Source organism: Roseateles sp. Mitsp63 (genome assembly GCF_059491535.1).
On the sequence record NZ_CP168509.1, the window covers coordinates 5246679 to 5262762 of the forward strand.

The window sequence follows — 16084 nt, forward strand, 5'->3', positions numbered from 1 at the left end:
GCTGTGGACAAGTCGTGGGGAAAGCTGAGGGCGGGCCGCCTAAGTCGTTGATCCGCCAGCGCATCCCTTGCGCTGCTCAACTTTGAGGCAGGCCGCCGGGGCGGTCCCGCCGGATCGTGATTCGCGTGACCAGAACCGGATGCGCCCGGCTGGCACCCAGCACCGATGACGCCCACCTTCTCTCCAGCGACCGGCCCCTTCCAGTCCGGCTACCTCGATGTCATGCACGAGGCCATGAACGAGGCCGCGCGGCCCGCCGCACTTCCGGCTGCTCCCTGCGCCGGCCCGGTGCCATCACCGGTCTACGCTCCCCCGGACCTGCTGGATCCGCTCGCGCGGATCAAGTCCGACAAGCGCTTCCTGTCCAGCGATGTCCTGCCGGTGGCACGGAAGGAATGGGAGACGGCGCACCAGGCGTTGCTCGACTTCTGCAACAGGCAAGGGCTCCGCCATGCCGCGGACGAATTGGCGCAATTGACGCTCAATCCCCGGCAGCTCGCAACCAAGAAGATCTCCGAGGCGGACTGCCTGCGCGAGGATTTCAAGGGCCCGCTGGAAGCGCTCGCCCAGCATGTCGGAGACGAGCGCATTGCGCTGACGGCACGCTGCCAGATCCTGGAAGGGATCGATGGCCTGAACTACTGCCTGCAACGACAGCGCGCCGAACTGCGCAAGGCCGCGATGGAGCTCGGCGCCCATCTCGGTGGCGCGCGAGCGGCGGCCAGCCTGGTTTACGTGAAATTGAGCGAGGCGCATCTTCGAGAGATGCTGTTGGATGAGCCCTGGTTGAAGGATCAGGACTTCACCACCCCGCACGCGCTGCAGTCCTTCGCCAGGGCACTGAATCTGCCGCATTTCCTTCCCGCCGACGCGCTCAAGGACAGTTACGCGCTCGACATCAATCTCTATGCGGACGTCATCGACCGCTGCGGGCCCGAGCTGCTCCGGCGCATCGACGGGATGGCGATGGCCGACTGGCTGGCCGGGGAATGTCTGGAGGAGGCGCGGGCGATGCTGGCGCATGAACTGGGTGGCATGACGCCGGACTTCCACAATGGTGACCGCCACTGGAGCGCACTCCAACAGGTGGTGCTTCGACTGGCCCACCGCTACGGCCGACTCAATCCGGCCAGCTTCTGCAGCCTTCCAGTTCCCAAGGTCCTCACGGCCGACGAGAAGGCCCTCGCTGGAGACGCGGGCACCAAGGGGGAGGGGGACGGTCCCCTGAAAAACGCAGCGCAGGAGGACGATCCCCTGGTGCTGTGTCCGGAACGACTCGCGGACAGTCCGGCGATGCTGGCGATCGACTTCCGGCGCAAGTTGACGGAAGAGCGCCTGCTGCGCGATCCCACGGACATCGTGCTTGACCAGTACACCAAGTTCGGCGCCCCCCATCGGGTGGGACTGTTTGAGGGTCGCCCTTACGTCCGTATTGATTGCGGCGGGGGCACGCCACCCCTCCTGCGTCCATTGGAAATCAGCGAGACCCAGCAGTTGCTGGGCTCGGTCCCGCGCTTGAGACCGCTCGACGAGGAACGTCTGCGGGACCACCTCGTGACGAGCTGCAGTGCCGGGAAGACGGCCTGTATCGCAAGAAACGTGTCGCTCAAGCACCCGACACCCGAGCGCATCGGCCACGTCATCGAACACGTGGTGCTCGATGACGACACGCTGGCGGGCTGGATGGGCACCGCTCCCGCGCAATGGGATGCCCCGACACTCGACAACGCATTCCATCAGATCCTGCGGTGCTCGCATGGGGCGGCGCTTGGCGAGCTGCTCGCGCATTGGACGGATGCCGGATTCCCGGAGTCCTGGATGCGCCAGGTGCGGCGCCAGGCCGCGGTCACACGCGCCGCCAACACGGATCAGCGCACCCAGGGCATCCATGAGGATGGCGCGCCGAAGGACAATCTGCGCAACGCGCAGCGCGAACTGCTCGATCGCATGGGGCAGCTCCTGGGAGAAGCGGTACCCCTGGAGGCCGGCCGGCAAGCGGCTCGGCAATTCGCGGCGGCCCATCCGATCGGCCTTGGCCGGCCGGTGGACGAAACGGCGCTGGATGAGCTGGCGCGCGCGCTGAAGCCCTTGGCCGACGGCCCGGGCCGCAAGCTCATCGCACCGCTGCTGCTGGAGGACGGCGGCCTGGCAGGCGCGCTGGAGGCCGCCCTCTTCACTGGCCGGGTGGACAAGCTGCTGGCGGAACTCGGCAGGGTTCGCCGCCTGATCGAGCAGCTGCACCTGCCGCATGAAGCGGCCCGCATGCTCGTGCACGTCACCAGCAACGATCGCTTCCCGGTGCCCTTCCCATTGCTGGGCGCGGCGGTGGTACTCGGCCGCTCCCAAGCCGTCATCGCGGCGGCCTTCGGCTGGACCGGCCAGATGCTCGCCGACCGCTTGCTGGACGCGGACGCCCTGCGCCACATCCTTCTGCCGGAAACCCTGGCGGCGGAACATGCCATCACGTCGGTGGGAAGCGGGCCGGTGGCTTCCGCCCTTCAGGGCTACCTGGCGCAGTTGCGCCAGGCCGCGAGCAACGGTCTGCTGTCCTGGGAGGACCTGGCCGCCGCCGCCGGACTGCGGGGCGGGACCTTGGCCCCACTGATGCGCACGGCCATCAAGCGCGGCGGAGAGACCGCGACCGGGCATTGGAAAGACCACATGGAGGCGCTCGCGAAGGTCATGCTCGCCGCGAATCCGCCATCGGCACCGGGCGCCGGGGCCCCGCCGCCGGCATCGTCCTGACGTCCCTCGCCGTCTCGCGCGGCATCACGCCGCGTCGAGCCGGCCTTCCACGCGCAGCAGCGTCTCCAGCGCCTGGCTGCGCAGGCCGTAGAAGCGCTTGATCTCGTCCAGCTGCGCCAGCAGTTCGGCGCGGCGCGCCGCGGCGGGCGGCTGCGGACGCTTCACCGCCAGCACCATCTTGTTCTTGCTGGTGTGCTCCAGCGCGATGAACTCGATCACCTGCGTGTCGTAGCCCATCAGCTCCAGCAGCAGCGCGCGCAGCGAGTCGGTGACCATCTCCGCCTCCTGCCCCAGGTGGATGCCGTGCTGCAGCAGCGGCCGCAGCGCCGCCGGCGTCGTCATCTGCGGGCGGATCTCCTTGTGGCAGCAGGGCGCGCACATGATGATCCGCGCGCCGCTGCGCAGGCCGAAGTGCATCGCGTGATCGGTGGCGATGTCGCAGGCATGCAGCGCGACCATCACGTCCAGCGGCTGGTCGCCGCGCTCGCGCACGTCGCCATGCTCGAAGCTCAATCCCTCCAGCCCGTGCCGCGCCGCCGCCGCGTTGCCCAGCGCCACCATGTCCTGCTTGAGCTCCACGCCCTGCACCCGCGGCGCCAGGCCCTGCGCGCGCAGCCAGTCATGCATCGCGAAGGTCAGGTAGCCCTTGCCGGAGCCGAAGTCGGCCAGCCGCACCGGCGTGCCCGGCGCATCCAGGCCCGCCTTGCGCACCGCGGCGCCGAAGATCTCGATGAACTTGTTGATCTGCTTCCACTTGCGCGCCATCGCCGGCACCAGCGCCGCCTGGCCCTTGAGCTCGTGCGTGACGCCGAGGTCCCGCCAGAAGGCGCTCTCCATCGACAGCGCGCGCGGCTTGGCGCGGTCATGGCCGGCCGGCGGCGAGCCCTCCCCGTCCCCATCCGCGTCCCCATCCGCGTCCGCCTTCTCGCCGGCGGCCCGCGCCGCCGCGGCCTTCCTGCCAACCTGCAGCAGCGGCTTGCCCTTGCGGCTGAAACGCAGCTGCGCCTCCTCGCCCAGCGTGTCCAGATGCGCCTGCATGAAGTCGCGGCCCAGCAGGCCGTCGATCAGCGCGAGGCCCTCGTCCAGCGCATGGTTCTTGGTGATGTCCTTGGTCTTGTGACGCCACAGGAAGCTCAGCGCGCGCTCGCCGCGCAGCTCGATGTCGCGCACGGTGAGACGCTCGATCGAGCCATCCTCGCCTTCGTGGCGGTTCAGCAGCAGGCGCTGGAAACGGCGCTCGGCCAGGGCGGTGCGCAGCAGGCGCAGGAAGCGCGCGCGGGCGTCGGGCGGCGCGGCACCGGCATCGGGATCGACAAGGGAACTGAACATCGGGGGTCCTGTGGGAAGCCGGGATTGTCCCGCCAAACCCGGCTCGCGCCCGCCGCGCGCGCCGCGCGCGCCAACGGCCCCACAGGGCATGGGTGCGGCCGCCCGGGCGCGCGGCCGCCGGTTGAAGCCCCGAATTCCGGGGCGATCCGCCCCATCGCGCGGCGATCGGAGCGGCAACGCTGACGCACAATGGCCGGCGCCATGGACGATACCCCCGCCTCGCCCGACATCGACCTGAACGGCCTGCCCACCGCGGAAGCGGCGGCCGCGCCGCCGCCCGCCGCCCCCGCGGTGCCGTGGGAAGGTCCGTCGCCGGACGTCGTGGCCTGGATGCTGGTGAACTGGCACAACAAGCATCCGCTGGCGCGGCGCATCGGCATCGCCGATGTCCACACCGTGGGCGCGGTGGCCCTGCCCTTCATGGCGCAGGCGCTGCCCAAGGAGCCCAGCCTGGACGGCGGCGCTCCCGCCGAGGCCGCCCCCACCCCGCCCAGGCGCCGCCTGCCGTGGCAGCGCAAGGCGGCGCGCACGGGCCCGCGCCCGGCCTGGGTCGATGACTTCATTCCCGGTCTCAAGCGGTCGAAGGTCACCGCGATGGCGCTCGATCACGGCTTCACCAGCGCGCCGGACGAACTCCCTTTGCGCCGCGTCGAGATCGATGAGCGCGCCCTCGCCGGCGGACCCGAGCAAGCCGGCGCCTGGCCCATGGAACTGGTGCTGCTGAGCGCGGCCTTCGATGCCGGCCCGGCGCGCCGGCGCGTGCTCGTCGGACGCCGCGACCGGGTGCTGGGTCAGCGGGCGCTCGATCCGGCGCGGCTCGGCGTCGCGGGCAGCGTCGCGGCGCTGGTGCTGATCGTGGCGGGCTGGGTGCTGTGGCCGTCGTCGACGCCCTCCCCCGAACAACTGGCCGCGCAGGCGGCGGCGCAGGCCGCGTCGGCTGCTTCCGCGGCACAGGCGGCCGAAGCGGCCTCGGCGGCCTCCGCCGCGCTGGCGGCGCAGACCGCAGCTTCCGCGGCGCCGGCGCCGGCCTCAGCGGTCGCGACCGCCGAAGCCGCGCCGCCGGCGAGCGATGCCGCCTCCTCGCCCGCGGCGCCGGTGGCCGGGGTCACCGCCGCATCGGCCCCTTCATCCGCGGTCACGGCGGCACCGGTGCCCGCCGACGAGGTGCCGAACATCCGTCCCACGCTGCAGAGCGGCGTCGAACGGGCCCAGCGGGAACGCGAGCAATCCCAGGCCGCGCCGCCCGCCGACGCCTCGCGGAGCAAGGCGGCCGAAGGCGGCAGGCCGGGCGCCTCGGCGCCGGCGGCGGAGGCCGAGCGGCGCCTGGCCGTCGACGACGCCGGATTGACCAGCTTGATGAAGCGCGGCATGGCGCCCGGCGGCAAGCCGGTCGCGCTGGTCGGTTTGCCGGTGAAGAGCAAGGCCGATGCCGAGGCCCAGCTCGGCCGCATGCGCGAGATGATCGCGCAGACCTTGGGCGGCTCCGCGCCGCCCAATGGCGACGTGTTCCAGACCAAGGAAGGCTGGCGCGCCGCGGTGTGGCCCTTCGCGACGCGCGAGGAAGCGCAGCTGATCAACGCCACGCTGCTGGCCCGCGGGATGCGGGCGCGGGCGGTCGATTTCTGATCCGCGGCCCGCGGAGGCCGCTCAGGAGCGGTAGTCGGCGTTGATCGTCACGTACTCGTGGCTGAAGTCGCAGGTCCAGACCGTGGTCTGGGCCGGGCCACGGTTCAGATCCACGCGCACGGTGATCTCGCTCTGCTTCATCACGCGCTGGCCGTCCTCTTCCCGGTACTCGGGGCGGCGGCCGCCCTTGGTCACGACGTGCACGTCGTCGAGGAACAGGTCGATCAGGCCCTGGTCGAGATCGTCGATGCCGGCGTAGCCGACCGCCGCCAGGATGCGGCCCAGATTGGGATCGCTGGCGAAGAACGCCGTCTTGACCAGCGGCGAGTGCGCGATCGCGTAGGCGGCCTTGCGGCACTCGTCCTCGCTCCTGCCGCCCTGCACCACCACCGAGATGAACTTGGTCGCGCCCTCGCCATCGCGCACGATGGCCTGCGCCAGCTGCTGCGAGACCGCCACCACGGCGTCGCGCAGCGCGCGGCCCTCGGCGCTGGTCAGCGAGCTGATGCGATCGTGACCGGCCTGGTGCGTGGCGATCAGCACGAAGGAATCGTTGGTGGAGGTGTCGCCGTCGATCGTGATGCGGTTGAAGGACAGGTCCGCCGCCTCCTTGACCAGCGGCTGCAGCAGCTCCGGCGCGATCACCGCGTCGGTGGCGACGAAGCCCAGCATCGTGGCCATGTTCGGGCGGATCATGCCGGCGCCCTTGGAGATGCCGGAAATGGTCACCGTCCTGCCGCCGATCGTGATCTGGCGCGAGCAGGCCTTGGGCAGGGTGTCCGTGGTCATGATCCCGGCGGCGGCCTCGGCCCAGTGGTCCGCCTTCAGCGCGGCGATCGCGGCCGGCAGGCCGGCGACGATGCGGTCCACCGGCAGCGTCTCCATGATCACGCCGGTCGAGAACGGCAGCACCTGCGCCGCGTCGATCTTCATCTCGGCGGCCAGCGCCGCGCAGGTCTGGCGCGCGCGGGCGAGGCCGTCGGCGCCGGTGCCCGCGTTGGCATTGCCGGTGTTGATGACGATCGCGCGGATCGCGGCGCCGGCGGCCAGGTGCTCGCGGCAGACCTGCACCGGCGCGGCGCAGAAGCGGTTGGCGGTGAACACGCCGGCGACGCTGGCGCCTTCGTCCAGCGCGATCACGGTCAGGTCGCGGCGGTTGGCCTTGCGGATGCCGGCCATCGTGATGCCCAGGCGCACGCCGGGCACGGGCAGCAGGGTGGAGGGATCGGGGGCGGTCAGGTTGACGGGCATGGCGGCGCAGGGTGGATGGACAACGGGATCAGGCCAGCTTGCCGTGGCAGGCCTTGAACTTCTTGCCGCTGCCGCACGGGCAGGGGTCGTTGCGGCCGACGTGGCCCCACTCGCTCGGCACGGCCTGCGTGCCGCCAGCCACCGGCGCCGCTTCCTGCGACACCGAGCCATCCTCGTTCGGATGCGTGTAGGTCACGTTGCTGACGTTCTCGGCGCGCTGCTCGATCGCGTCGGCGGCGGCCGAGGCCTCCTCCTGCGACTGGATGCGCACGTTCAGCAGCACGCGGGTCACTTCCAGCTTCACCGCGTCCAGCAGCTGCGAGAACAGCTCGAAGGCCTCGCGCTTGTATTCCTGCTTCGGGTTCTTCTGCGCGTAGCCGCGCAGGTGGATGCCCTGGCGCAGGTAGTCCAGCGACGCCAGATGCTCGCGCCAGTGCTGGTCGATGCTCTGCAGCAGCACCATGCGCATGAACGGCGTGAACTGCTCCAGCCCGACGCGGTCCAGCTTGTCCTGGAACGCGGCATCGCCGGCCTTCAGCACGGCGTCGAGGATGTCCTCGTCGGTCAGCGTCTCGCTCTTCCTGAGCATCTCGCCCAGCGGCACCTCGAGCTTCCACTCGTCGCGCAGCACGCGCTCCAGCGCCGCCAGGTCCCACTGCTCCTCGAGCGATTCCTCGGGCACGAACCCGCGCACCACGTCCGTCAGCGTGCCGGTGCGCAGGTGCGAGATCTGCGCCAGCAGCTCCTCGGCCTCGAGGATCTCGTTGCGCTGCTGGTAGATGACCTTGCGCTGGTCGTTCGACACGTCGTCGTACTCGAGCAGCTGCTTGCGGATGTCGAAGTTGCGGGCCTCGACCTTGCGCTGCGCGCTCTCGATCGAGCGCGTCACGATGCCGGCCTCGATCGCCTCGCCCTCGGGCATCTTCAGGCGGTCCATGATGGCGCGCACGCGGTCGCCCGCGAAGATGCGCATCAGCTGGTCGTCCAGCGACAGGTAGAAGCGCGACGAGCCCGGGTCGCCCTGGCGGCCCGAACGGCCGCGCAGCTGGTTGTCGATGCGGCGGCTCTCATGGCGCTCGGTCGAGATGACGCGCAGGCCGCCCGCGGCCTTCACCTGATCGTGCAGCTTCTGCCACTCGGCCTTGAGCGCGGCGATCTTCGCCTGCTTGTCGGACTCGGACAGCGCCTCGTCGTCCTCGATCGCGGCGACGTCCTTCTCGATGCTGCCGCCCAGCACGATGTCGGTGCCGCGGCCGGCCATGTTGGTCGCGATCGTGATCACGCCCGGACGGCCGGCCTGGGTGATGATGTCCGCCTCGCGGGCATGCTGCTTGGCGTTCAGCACCTGGTGCGGCAGCTTGGCCTGGGTCAGCAGCTCGGAGACCTTCTCGGAGTTCTCGATCGAGGTCGTGCCCACCAGCACCGGCTGGCCGCGCTCATGGCAGTCGCGGATGTCCTGCGTGACGGCGTCGTACTTCTCCTTCGTGGTCTTGTAGACCAGGTCCAGCTCGTCGCGGCGCACCGTCGGGCGGTTCGGCGGGATCACCACGGTCTCCAGGCCGTAGATCTCCTGGAACTCGTAGGCCTCGGTGTCGGCCGTGCCGGTCATGCCCGAGAGCTTGCCGTACATGCGGAAGTAGTTCTGGAAGGTGACCGAGGCCAGCGTCTGGTTCTCGGCCTGGATCTGCACGCCTTCCTTGGCCTCGACGGCCTGGTGCAGGCCGTCGCTCCAGCGGCGGCCCGTCATCAGGCGGCCGGTGAACTCGTCGACGATCACGACCTCGCCGTTCTGCACGACGTAATGCGTGTCGCGGTGATACACGTGGTGCGCCCGCAGCGACGCGTACAGGTGGTGCATCAGCGTGATGTTGGCGGCGTCGTACAGCGACGCGCCCTCGGTCAGCAGCCCGGCCTGCGACAGCAGCCGCTCGGCGTTCTCGTGGCCGTCTTCCGTCAGGTAGATCTGGTGCGACTTCTCGTCGACGGTGAAGTCGCCCGGCTCGATCACGCCCTCGCCGGTGCGCGGATCCAGCTCGCCGATCTGGCGCTTGAGCTTGGGCGCGACCGCGTTGATCGCGACGTAGAGCTGGGTGTGGTCCTCGGCCTGGCCGGAGATGATCAGCGGCGTGCGCGCCTCGTCGATCAGGATCGAGTCCACCTCGTCGACGATCGCGTAGGCCAGCCCGCGCTGCACGCGGTCGCGGACCTCGTAGACCATGTTGTCGCGCAGGTGGTCGAAGCCGTATTCGTTGTTGGTGCCGTAGGTGACGTCGGCGCCGTAGGCGGCCTGCTTCTCCTCGCGGACCAGGCCGGCGTAATTGATGCCCACCGTCAGGCCCAGGAAGCGGTACAGCCGGCCCATCCACTCGGCGTCGCGGCGCGCGAGGTAGTCGTTGACCGTCACGACATGCACGCCCTTGCCGGTCAGCGCGTTCAGGTAGACCGGGAGCGTCGCCATCAGGGTCTTGCCCTCGCCGGTGCGCATTTCCGCGATCTTGCCGGCGTTCAGGACCATGCCGCCGATCAGCTGCACGTCGAAGTGGCGCATCTTCAGCACCCGCTTGCTGCCCTCACGGCAGACGGCGAAGGCCTCGGGCAGGATGTCGTCGACGGTCTCGCCCTGGGCGATGCGCTGCTTGAACTCCTCGGTCTTGGCGCGCAGCTGGTCGTCGCTCAGCCCCTCGAACTGCGGTTCCAGCGCATTGATCTGCTGGACGACCTTGCGATAGGTCTTGAGCAGGCGCTCATTGCGACTGCCGAAAATCTGGGTCAAAAGCTTGGGCAACATGCAGCTTTGGAAGTTCTTGGGTGGGCCCGGTCGGCCGGGCTCGGACGCCCGGGCGCCGCCTCGTGGGCGGCCGCGAGGGCAGCGCCGCGTGACCGGTGCACCTGAGGCCATGAGCCTCGGTTTGCAAGCGCCAGCGCGGAAAAAAACCGGCGGAGTTTAGCACCCGCCCCCCGGGCGGCCCGGCCCGCCGGCCCGGCCGGGACCACCGCCCGTCTCCGGGTTTTCCAGTCCCCGGACTACACTGCCGGCCCATGGCCCCGCGCTACCTGCCCCCCCGCGTCAAGTCCGACACGCCCGATCCGCTGGATTTCGGCCGGGCCATGTCGCGCCATGGCGTGCTGGCGCGGCTGGGGCAGCAGCTGGCGCTGTCGCAGCGCCACCTGGCGGCGGTCAGCGTCGCCCTGCCCGGGGCGATGAAGCGCTTCGTCCAGGCCGGCACGCTCGACGAGCACGGCTGGACCCTGGTCGCGGACAACGCCGCCATCGCCGCCAAGCTCCGTCACCTGCAGCCGACGCTGCTGCAGCTGCTGCGCGACGAAGGCCTGCTGCTCCAGGGCGAGTTGCGCATCCGCGTCCGGCAGGCTTGAGCGGCCGCGGGCCGCCCTCGGGCTCGCCGGGCGGTTCCGGACAAGACCTGGCCCCCTGGCGGCCGGCCACCGCCTTGCAGGCGCACACCGCGCCTGGCGCCGCATCGTGCCGGCGCTTCCGTTGACAAGCATCAACACGAGGGGCGCAGCGGCGGCGAAGAATCGCCGCCCATATATCGCCGCCCATATGCCCCCCTCGACCCCTGATCCAAGCCGCAGCGACGAGCTGCGCGGCTTCCTCCTCCTGACCGTCGTGATGGCGCCGATCCTGGCGGTCGTCACGGTGGCCGGCTACGGCTTCATCGTCTGGATCTACCAGATGTTCGCCGGACCGCCCGGCGGATGACCCGGCGGATGACCCTGCAGATGACCCGGCGCATGACCAGCCCCATCCCAGCAGAAATGCACATCGCCAGCGCCGTGGTGCAAGCGGCGCCGCGCCAGCTCGACGCCGTCGCCCAGGCGATCGGCCGCATGCCGGCGGCGCGGCTCCATGGCCGCGCCGAGAGCGGCAAGCTCGTCGTGACGCTCGATGGCGCGAGCGCCGGCGAGATCCTCGACCAGATCGGCGAGCTCCAGCGCCTGCCCGGCGTCATCGACGTCGCGCTGGTCTACCAGCACATCGAACCGCTGGGCCCGGCGGATGAGCCGCCGCCCGCTCCGCCCAACAAGGAACACGACCATGAGCACACGACGTGACTTCGTCCGTCATTCCGCCGCCGTCGCCGCGGGCGCGGTGGCGGGCATTCCGATCGAGGCCCTGGCCGAGGACGGCAGCGCCCCTGCGCAGGCCTCGAAGCTGACCTGGTCCAAGGCGCCGTGCCGCTTCTGCGGCACCGGCTGCCACGTGCAGGTGGCGGTCAAGGACAACCGCGTCGTCGCCACGCAGGGCGATCCCGAGGCCGAGGTCAACCGCGGCCTGAACTGCGTCAAGGGCTACTTCCTGTCCAAGATCATGTACGGCGCGGACCGGCTCACCACCCCGCTGCTGCGGATGAAGGACGGCCGGTACGCCAAGGACGGCGAGTTCCAGCCCGTCAGCTGGGAGCGCGCCTTCGACGTGATGGCCGAGCAGTTCAAGAAGACGCTCAAGGCCAAGGGACCGACGGCGGTCGGCATGTTCGGCTCGGGCCAGTGGACGGTCTGGGAGGGCTATGCCGCGTCCAAGCTGATGAAGGCGGGTTTGCGCAGCAACAACCTGGATCCCAACGCGCGCCACTGCATGGCCTCGGCCGTGACCGGCTTCATGCGGACCTTCGGCATGGACGAGCCGATGGGCTGCTACGACGACATCGAGCACGCCACCGTCTTCGTGCTGTGGGGCTCGAACATGGCCGAGATGCATCCGGTGCTGTGGACCCGCGTCACCGACCGGCGGCTCAGCGGCCCGGACGTGAAGGTGGCGGTGCTGTCGACCTTCGAGCACCGCTCCTGCGAACTGGCCGACATCGAGCTGATCTTCAAGCCGCAGACCGACCTGGCGATCCTGAACTACATCGCCCACCACATCATCTCGACGAAGCGCGTCAACCAGGCCTTCGTCGAGCGGCACGCCAACTTCAAGCTCGGCAATCCGGACATCGGCTACGGCCTGCGGCCGGAGCACCCGCTGCAGAAGGCGGCGAAGAACGCCGGCGACCCCAATGGCGCCAAGCCGATCACCTTCGACGAGTACGCGAAGTTCGTCAGCAAGTACGACCTGGACCACACCGCCGAATTGACCGGCGTGCCCAAGCACCGGCTCCAGGCGCTGGCCGAGCTGTACGCCGATCCCAAGACCAGGGTCACCTCGTTCTGGACCATGGGCTTCAACCAGCACACGCGCGGCACCTGGGCCAACAACCTCATCTACAACATCCATCTGCTGACCGGCAAGATCTCGACCCCGGGCAACAGCCCGTTCTCGCTGACCGGACAGCCCTCGGCCTGCGGGACGGCCCGCGAGGTCGGCACCTTCGCGCACCGGCTGCCGGCGGACATGGTGGTGACCAACCCCAGGCACCGCGCCCACGCCGAGGAGATCTGGCGCCTGCCCGAGGGCACCATCCCGCCCAAGCCCGGCTATCACGCGGTCGAGCAGAACCGCAAGCTCAAGGACGGCGCGCTCAACGCCTACTGGGTGATGGTCAACAACAACATGCAGGCCGGCGCCAACCTGATGCAGGAGACCTACCCGGGCTACCGCAATCCGGAGAACTTCATCGTCGTCTCGGACGTCTACCCGACGGTGACCGCAGTCGCGGCCGACCTGATCCTGCCCAGCGCGATGTGGGTCGAGAAGGAAGGCGCCTACGGCAACGCCGAGCGCCGCACCCATTTCTGGCATCAGCTCGTGAAGGCGCCGGGCGACGCCCGCTCCGACCTCTGGCAGCTGGTGGAGTTCTCCAAGCGCTTCAAGGTCGAGGAGGTCTGGCCCAAGGCGCTGATCGACCAGAAGCCCGCGCTGCGCGGCAAGACGCTCTACGACGTGCTGTACCGCAACGGCCATGTCGACCGTTTTCCGCTGGCCGATGTCGACCCGGCCTACGCCAACGACGAGGCGCAGGCCTTCGGCTTCTATTTGCAGAAGGGGCTGTTCGAGGAGTACGCCGCCTTCGGCCGCGGCCATGGGCACGACCTGGCCCCGTTCGACGAGTATCACAAGGCGCGCGGCATCCGCTGGCCGGTGGTCGACGGCAAGGAGACGCGCTGGCGCTACCGCGAGGGCGAGGATCCCTACGTCAAGGCCGGCAGCGGCTGGCAGTTCTACGGCAACCCGGACGGCAAGGCCAACATCTTCGCCCTGCCCTACGAGCCGCCGCCCGAGTCCCCGGACAAGGACTATCCGTTCTGGCTGTCCACGGGGCGGGTGCTGGAGCACTGGCATTCAGGCTCGATGACGCGCCGCGTGCCTGAGCTGCATCGCGCGGTGCCCAACGCCTATTGCTACATGCATCCGGATGACGCCAAGGCGCTCGGCGTCCGGCGCGGCTCGCTGGTGGAGATCGCGTCGCGGCGCGGCCGCATGCAGACGCGCGTCGAGACCCGAGGGCGCAACAAGCCGCCGCGCGGGCTGGTGTTCGTGCCCTGGTTCGACGCGAGCCAGCTCATCAACAAGGTGACCCTGGACGCGACCGATCCGATCTCGCTGCAGACGGATTACAAGAAGTGCGCGGTCAAGATCACCAAGGTCGCCCTGACGGAGGACGCGCCATGAGACCGAGACCTGCAGTCCTCCACCGGATCCGCGCCGCCATCGGTGGCACGATCATCGCGCTGCTGATGGGCGCCGCCGCCATGGCGCAGCCCGCGGGCGCTCAGAAGGGTCAGCCCTTCACCGACGCGGCCCGCGGCCCGGCGCCTATCACCGAGACCACCCGGCCGCCGCTGCTGGGCAACCAGATCAACGACGACCTGCGCCGCACCCGCAACTACGCGATGCAGCCGCCGACGATTCCGCACCGGATCGACGGCTACCAGGTCGATCGCAACTTCAACAAATGCCTGGACTGCCACGCGCGCGCGAAGACCTCCGTGTCGCAGGCGGTGCCGGTGAGCATCACCCATTACATGGACCGCGACGGGCACATGCTCGGGCAGGTCTCGACGCGACGCTACTTCTGCGTGCAGTGTCACGTGCCGCAGGACGCCGCGCCGCTGGTGGTGCCCAACACCTTCGTCGACATCGACACGCTGATCCAGCGTGAAGCCCGGCGCCCGCGGACCCGCAAGGACGCGTCCGCGTCCGCGGGCCGCAAGTGACCCCAGGGAGCGGACCATGCTGCAAGCCACGATCCGGCTCCTCGGGCGCTACTGGACCGTCCTGAGACGGCCCAGCGTCCATTTCAGTCTCGGCTTCCTGACGCTGGGCGGCTTCATCGGCGGCATCGTGTTCTGGGGCGCGTTCAACACCGCGATGGAAGCGACCAACGCCGAGGCGTTCTGCACCGGCTGCCACGAGATGCGCGAGAACGTCTACGCGGAGCTCAAGAGCACCATCCACTACACCAACCGTTCGGGCGTGCGGGCCATCTGCTCCAACTGCCACGTGCCGCATGACTGGACCGACAAGATCGCCCGCAAGATGCAGGCGTCCAAGGAGGTCTGGGGCAAGATCTTCGGCACCATCAGCACGCCGGAGAAGTTCCAGGAGAAGCGGCTGGAACTGGCGAAGCACGAGTGGGCGCGGTTCAAGGCCAACGATTCGCTGGAGTGCCGCAACTGCCACAACTACGAGTCGATGGACTTCACGCGGCAGAGCGCGCGGGCGCAGGCGATGCACTCGACCTACCTCGCCAGCAAGGAGAAGACCTGCATCGACTGCCACAAGGGCATCGCGCACAAGCTGCCCCACATTCCGCCGGGCGAGGGACCGTCCGACAGCCCGGGCCAGCAGGTGCCCGGCGGCGACGCGGGCGGGACGACCGATGGCAAGCCATGACGCGGCGCTGCGGGTCGAGCGGCTGGGCTGCGCGCGCGGCGGCCGCTGGCTGTTCCGCGAGCTGAGTTTCGAGTTGCGCGCCGGCCAGGCGCTGGCGCTGCGCGGCCCCAATGGCAGCGGCAAGAGCAGCCTGCTACGCCAGCTCGCCGGCCTGCTGCCGGTCGAGCGCGGTCTCATCGAGGGCATCGATCGTCCCGCGCGGGCCGTCTACCTCGCGCATCAGAACGGGCTCAGCCTCGACCTCACCGCGCGCGAGAACCTGGCGCTGTCGAGCCGCCTCGCCGGCGTCCGGCCGAGCGGCGACCGCATCGACGCGGCGATCGGCGACGCCGGCCTGCGGCGCGTGGCCGAGGCGCCGGTGCGCCGGCTCTCCCAAGGCCAGCGCCGCCGGCTCGCGCTGGCCCGCGTCCGATTGAGCGATCGCCCGCTGTGGCTGCTCGATGAACCGCTCGCGGCCCTCGATGCCGACGGGGAACGCGCCTTCACGGCGCAGCTGTCCCGCCATCTCGAGGCGGGCGGACTGGCCGTGGTGGCCACCCATCACCCGCTGGCCCTGCCCGGGCCCATCTGCGTGCCGCTGGACTTGGCCTCGCATCTGGCGTCGCCTCTGGCCTCGCATCTGGTCTCGCATTTGGCCTCGCATCCGACCCGCCATGGCGGCGACGGGCGCTCCGAATGATGCGCGCGCTGCTGCATCGCGACCTGCTGCTGGCCGCGCGCCGGCCGTCGGACGCGCTGGGGCCGCTGGTCTTCTTCGCCGTCGTGGCGAGCCTGTTTCCCCTGGCCATCGGACCGGACGCCGCGTTGCTGCGCGCGCTCGGGCCTGGCGTGATCTGGGTCGCCGCGCTGCTGGCAATGCTGCTGTCGCAGTACCGCCTGTTCGAGGCCGACCTGGCCGACGGCAGCCTGGAACAGGCGCTGCTCGCGCCTGGCGGCGCGCTCTCGCTGGCGGCCGCCAAGACGCTCGCCCACTGGCTGCTGACGGGCGCTCCGCTGGTGCTGGCCTCACCGCTGCTGGCCTTGCAGTACGGTCTCACGCCGGCCTCGTCGGGCGCGCTCGCGCTGTCGCTGCTGATCGGCACGCCGGCGTTGTCGCTGCTCGGCGCCTTCGGCGCGGCGCTGACGCTGGGCCTGCGCGGCCACGTGCTGCTGGCGCTGATCGTCCTTCCCCTGTGCGCGCCCACGCTGATCTTCGGCAGCGGCGCCGCCACCGCCACCCAGCAAGGCCTGCCCCCCGCGCCGCATCTGGCGATGCTGGGCGCGGTGCTGCTCGTGTCGCTGGTCTCGCTCCCCTGGGCCACCAGCGCCGCGCTGCGGCTCGCCGTCGAATGAGGAATC

At 70.1% G+C, this 16084-nt stretch carries 13 protein-coding genes; 10 read left to right on the plus strand and 3 right to left on the minus strand.

All coding sequences use genetic code 11. The features are described 5' to 3' along the window. The first annotated feature begins 165 nt into the window (after window positions 1-165). Window positions 166-2745 carry a hypothetical protein gene (locus tag ACEN96_RS22745; protein WP_495585304.1) on the plus strand — a complete coding sequence of 860 codons (2580 nt, stop codon included), beginning with the start codon at window positions 166-168 and terminating at the stop codon, window positions 2743-2745. Window positions 2746-2769: 24 nt separating this feature from the next. Here ACEN96_RS22745 and ACEN96_RS22750 read toward each other — a convergent pair whose 3' ends face one another. Beyond that, complete coding sequence (locus tag ACEN96_RS22750) at window positions 2770-4074, minus strand: class I SAM-dependent methyltransferase (protein ID WP_495585305.1); 1305 nt, start codon at window positions 4072-4074, stop codon at window positions 2770-2772. A 201-nt stretch (window positions 4075-4275) separates the two neighbouring features. On the opposite strand from ACEN96_RS22750, the gene ACEN96_RS22755 reads away from it, so the two are divergent. Further along, window positions 4276-5700: a hypothetical protein gene (locus ACEN96_RS22755; RefSeq protein WP_495585306.1), complete on the plus strand. Its 1425-nt coding sequence runs from the start codon at window positions 4276-4278 to the stop codon at window positions 5698-5700. Window positions 5701-5721: 21 nt separating this feature from the next. On the opposite strand, the gene argJ is transcribed toward ACEN96_RS22755, so the two are convergent. Continuing rightward, entirely contained in the window at window positions 5722-6951 is a 1230-nt protein-coding gene (gene argJ, locus ACEN96_RS22760) for a bifunctional glutamate N-acetyltransferase/amino-acid acetyltransferase ArgJ (RefSeq protein ID WP_495585307.1), read from the minus strand. 28 nt (window positions 6952-6979) lie between these two features. Next, window positions 6980-9739 (minus strand): preprotein translocase subunit SecA, encoded by a 2760-nt coding sequence (gene secA / locus ACEN96_RS22765; RefSeq protein WP_495585308.1) that lies wholly within the window; start codon window positions 9737-9739, stop codon window positions 6980-6982. 251 nt (window positions 9740-9990) lie between these two features. On the opposite strand from secA, the gene ACEN96_RS22770 reads away from it, so the two are divergent. The 8 genes from ACEN96_RS22770 (at window position 9991) to ccmB (ending at window position 16078) form a co-directional block, all read left to right on the plus strand. Then, window positions 9991-10326, plus strand: coding sequence for a hypothetical protein (locus tag ACEN96_RS22770; protein ID WP_495585309.1), 336 nt, complete (start codon window positions 9991-9993; stop codon window positions 10324-10326). 187 nt (window positions 10327-10513) lie between these two features. Then, window positions 10514-10672 carry a periplasmic nitrate reductase, NapE protein gene (napE, locus tag ACEN96_RS22775; RefSeq protein WP_495585310.1) on the plus strand — a complete coding sequence of 53 codons (159 nt, stop codon included), beginning with the start codon at window positions 10514-10516 and terminating at the stop codon, window positions 10670-10672. 32 nt (window positions 10673-10704) lie between these two features. Beyond that, window positions 10705-11025 (plus strand): chaperone NapD, encoded by a 321-nt coding sequence (locus ACEN96_RS22780; protein ID WP_495585311.1) that lies wholly within the window; start codon window positions 10705-10707, stop codon window positions 11023-11025. Further along, window positions 11009-13522, plus strand: a complete 2514-nt coding sequence (gene napA / locus ACEN96_RS22785; protein WP_495585312.1) for a periplasmic nitrate reductase subunit alpha — start codon at window positions 11009-11011, stop codon at window positions 13520-13522. Before ACEN96_RS22780 ends, napA begins: the two co-directional genes overlap by 17 nt. A gap of 65 nt (window positions 13523-13587) precedes the next feature. Then, window positions 13588-14067 (plus strand): nitrate reductase cytochrome c-type subunit, encoded by a 480-nt coding sequence (locus tag ACEN96_RS22790; protein ID WP_495588663.1) that lies wholly within the window; start codon window positions 13588-13590, stop codon window positions 14065-14067. Between the two features lie 16 nt (window positions 14068-14083). Continuing rightward, on the plus strand, window positions 14084-14746 hold the full coding sequence (locus tag ACEN96_RS22795) for a cytochrome c3 family protein (protein ID WP_495585313.1): 663 nt from the start codon (window positions 14084-14086) through the stop codon (window positions 14744-14746). Then, window positions 14733-15425: a heme ABC exporter ATP-binding protein CcmA gene (gene ccmA, locus ACEN96_RS22800; RefSeq protein WP_495585314.1), complete on the plus strand. Its 693-nt coding sequence runs from the start codon at window positions 14733-14735 to the stop codon at window positions 15423-15425. Before ACEN96_RS22795 ends, ccmA begins: the two co-directional genes overlap by 14 nt. Then, window positions 15422-16078 carry a heme exporter protein CcmB gene (gene ccmB, locus ACEN96_RS22805; protein WP_495585315.1) on the plus strand — a complete coding sequence of 219 codons (657 nt, stop codon included), beginning with the start codon at window positions 15422-15424 and terminating at the stop codon, window positions 16076-16078. Before ccmA ends, ccmB begins: the two co-directional genes overlap by 4 nt. Window positions 16079-16084: the final 6 nt, after the last annotated feature.

Coding starts and splice junctions, on each gene's coding strand:
- ccmA (WP_495585314.1), top strand. CDS start 14,733: ATGGCAAGCCATGACGCGGCGCTGCGGGTCGAGCGGCTGGGCTGCGCG.
- ACEN96_RS22755 (WP_495585306.1), top strand. CDS start 4,276: ATGGACGATACCCCCGCCTCGCCCGACATCGACCTGAACGGCCTGCCC.
- napE (WP_495585310.1), top strand. CDS start 10,514: ATGCCCCCCTCGACCCCTGATCCAAGCCGCAGCGACGAGCTGCGCGGC.
- ACEN96_RS22770 (WP_495585309.1), top strand. CDS start 9,991: ATGGCCCCGCGCTACCTGCCCCCCCGCGTCAAGTCCGACACGCCCGAT.
- ACEN96_RS22750 (WP_495585305.1), bottom strand. CDS start 4,074: ATGTTCAGTTCCCTTGTCGATCCCGATGCCGGTGCCGCGCCGCCCGAC.
- ccmB (WP_495585315.1), top strand. CDS start 15,422: ATGATGCGCGCGCTGCTGCATCGCGACCTGCTGCTGGCCGCGCGCCGG.
- ACEN96_RS22745 (WP_495585304.1), top strand. CDS start 166: ATGACGCCCACCTTCTCTCCAGCGACCGGCCCCTTCCAGTCCGGCTAC.
- ACEN96_RS22795 (WP_495585313.1), top strand. CDS start 14,084: ATGCTGCAAGCCACGATCCGGCTCCTCGGGCGCTACTGGACCGTCCTG.
- napA (WP_495585312.1), top strand. CDS start 11,009: ATGAGCACACGACGTGACTTCGTCCGTCATTCCGCCGCCGTCGCCGCG.
- ACEN96_RS22790 (WP_495588663.1), top strand. CDS start 13,588: ATGGGCGCCGCCGCCATGGCGCAGCCCGCGGGCGCTCAGAAGGGTCAG.
- secA (WP_495585308.1), bottom strand. CDS start 9,739: ATGTTGCCCAAGCTTTTGACCCAGATTTTCGGCAGTCGCAATGAGCGC.
- argJ (WP_495585307.1), bottom strand. CDS start 6,951: ATGCCCGTCAACCTGACCGCCCCCGATCCCTCCACCCTGCTGCCCGTG.
- ACEN96_RS22780 (WP_495585311.1), top strand. CDS start 10,705: ATGACCAGCCCCATCCCAGCAGAAATGCACATCGCCAGCGCCGTGGTG.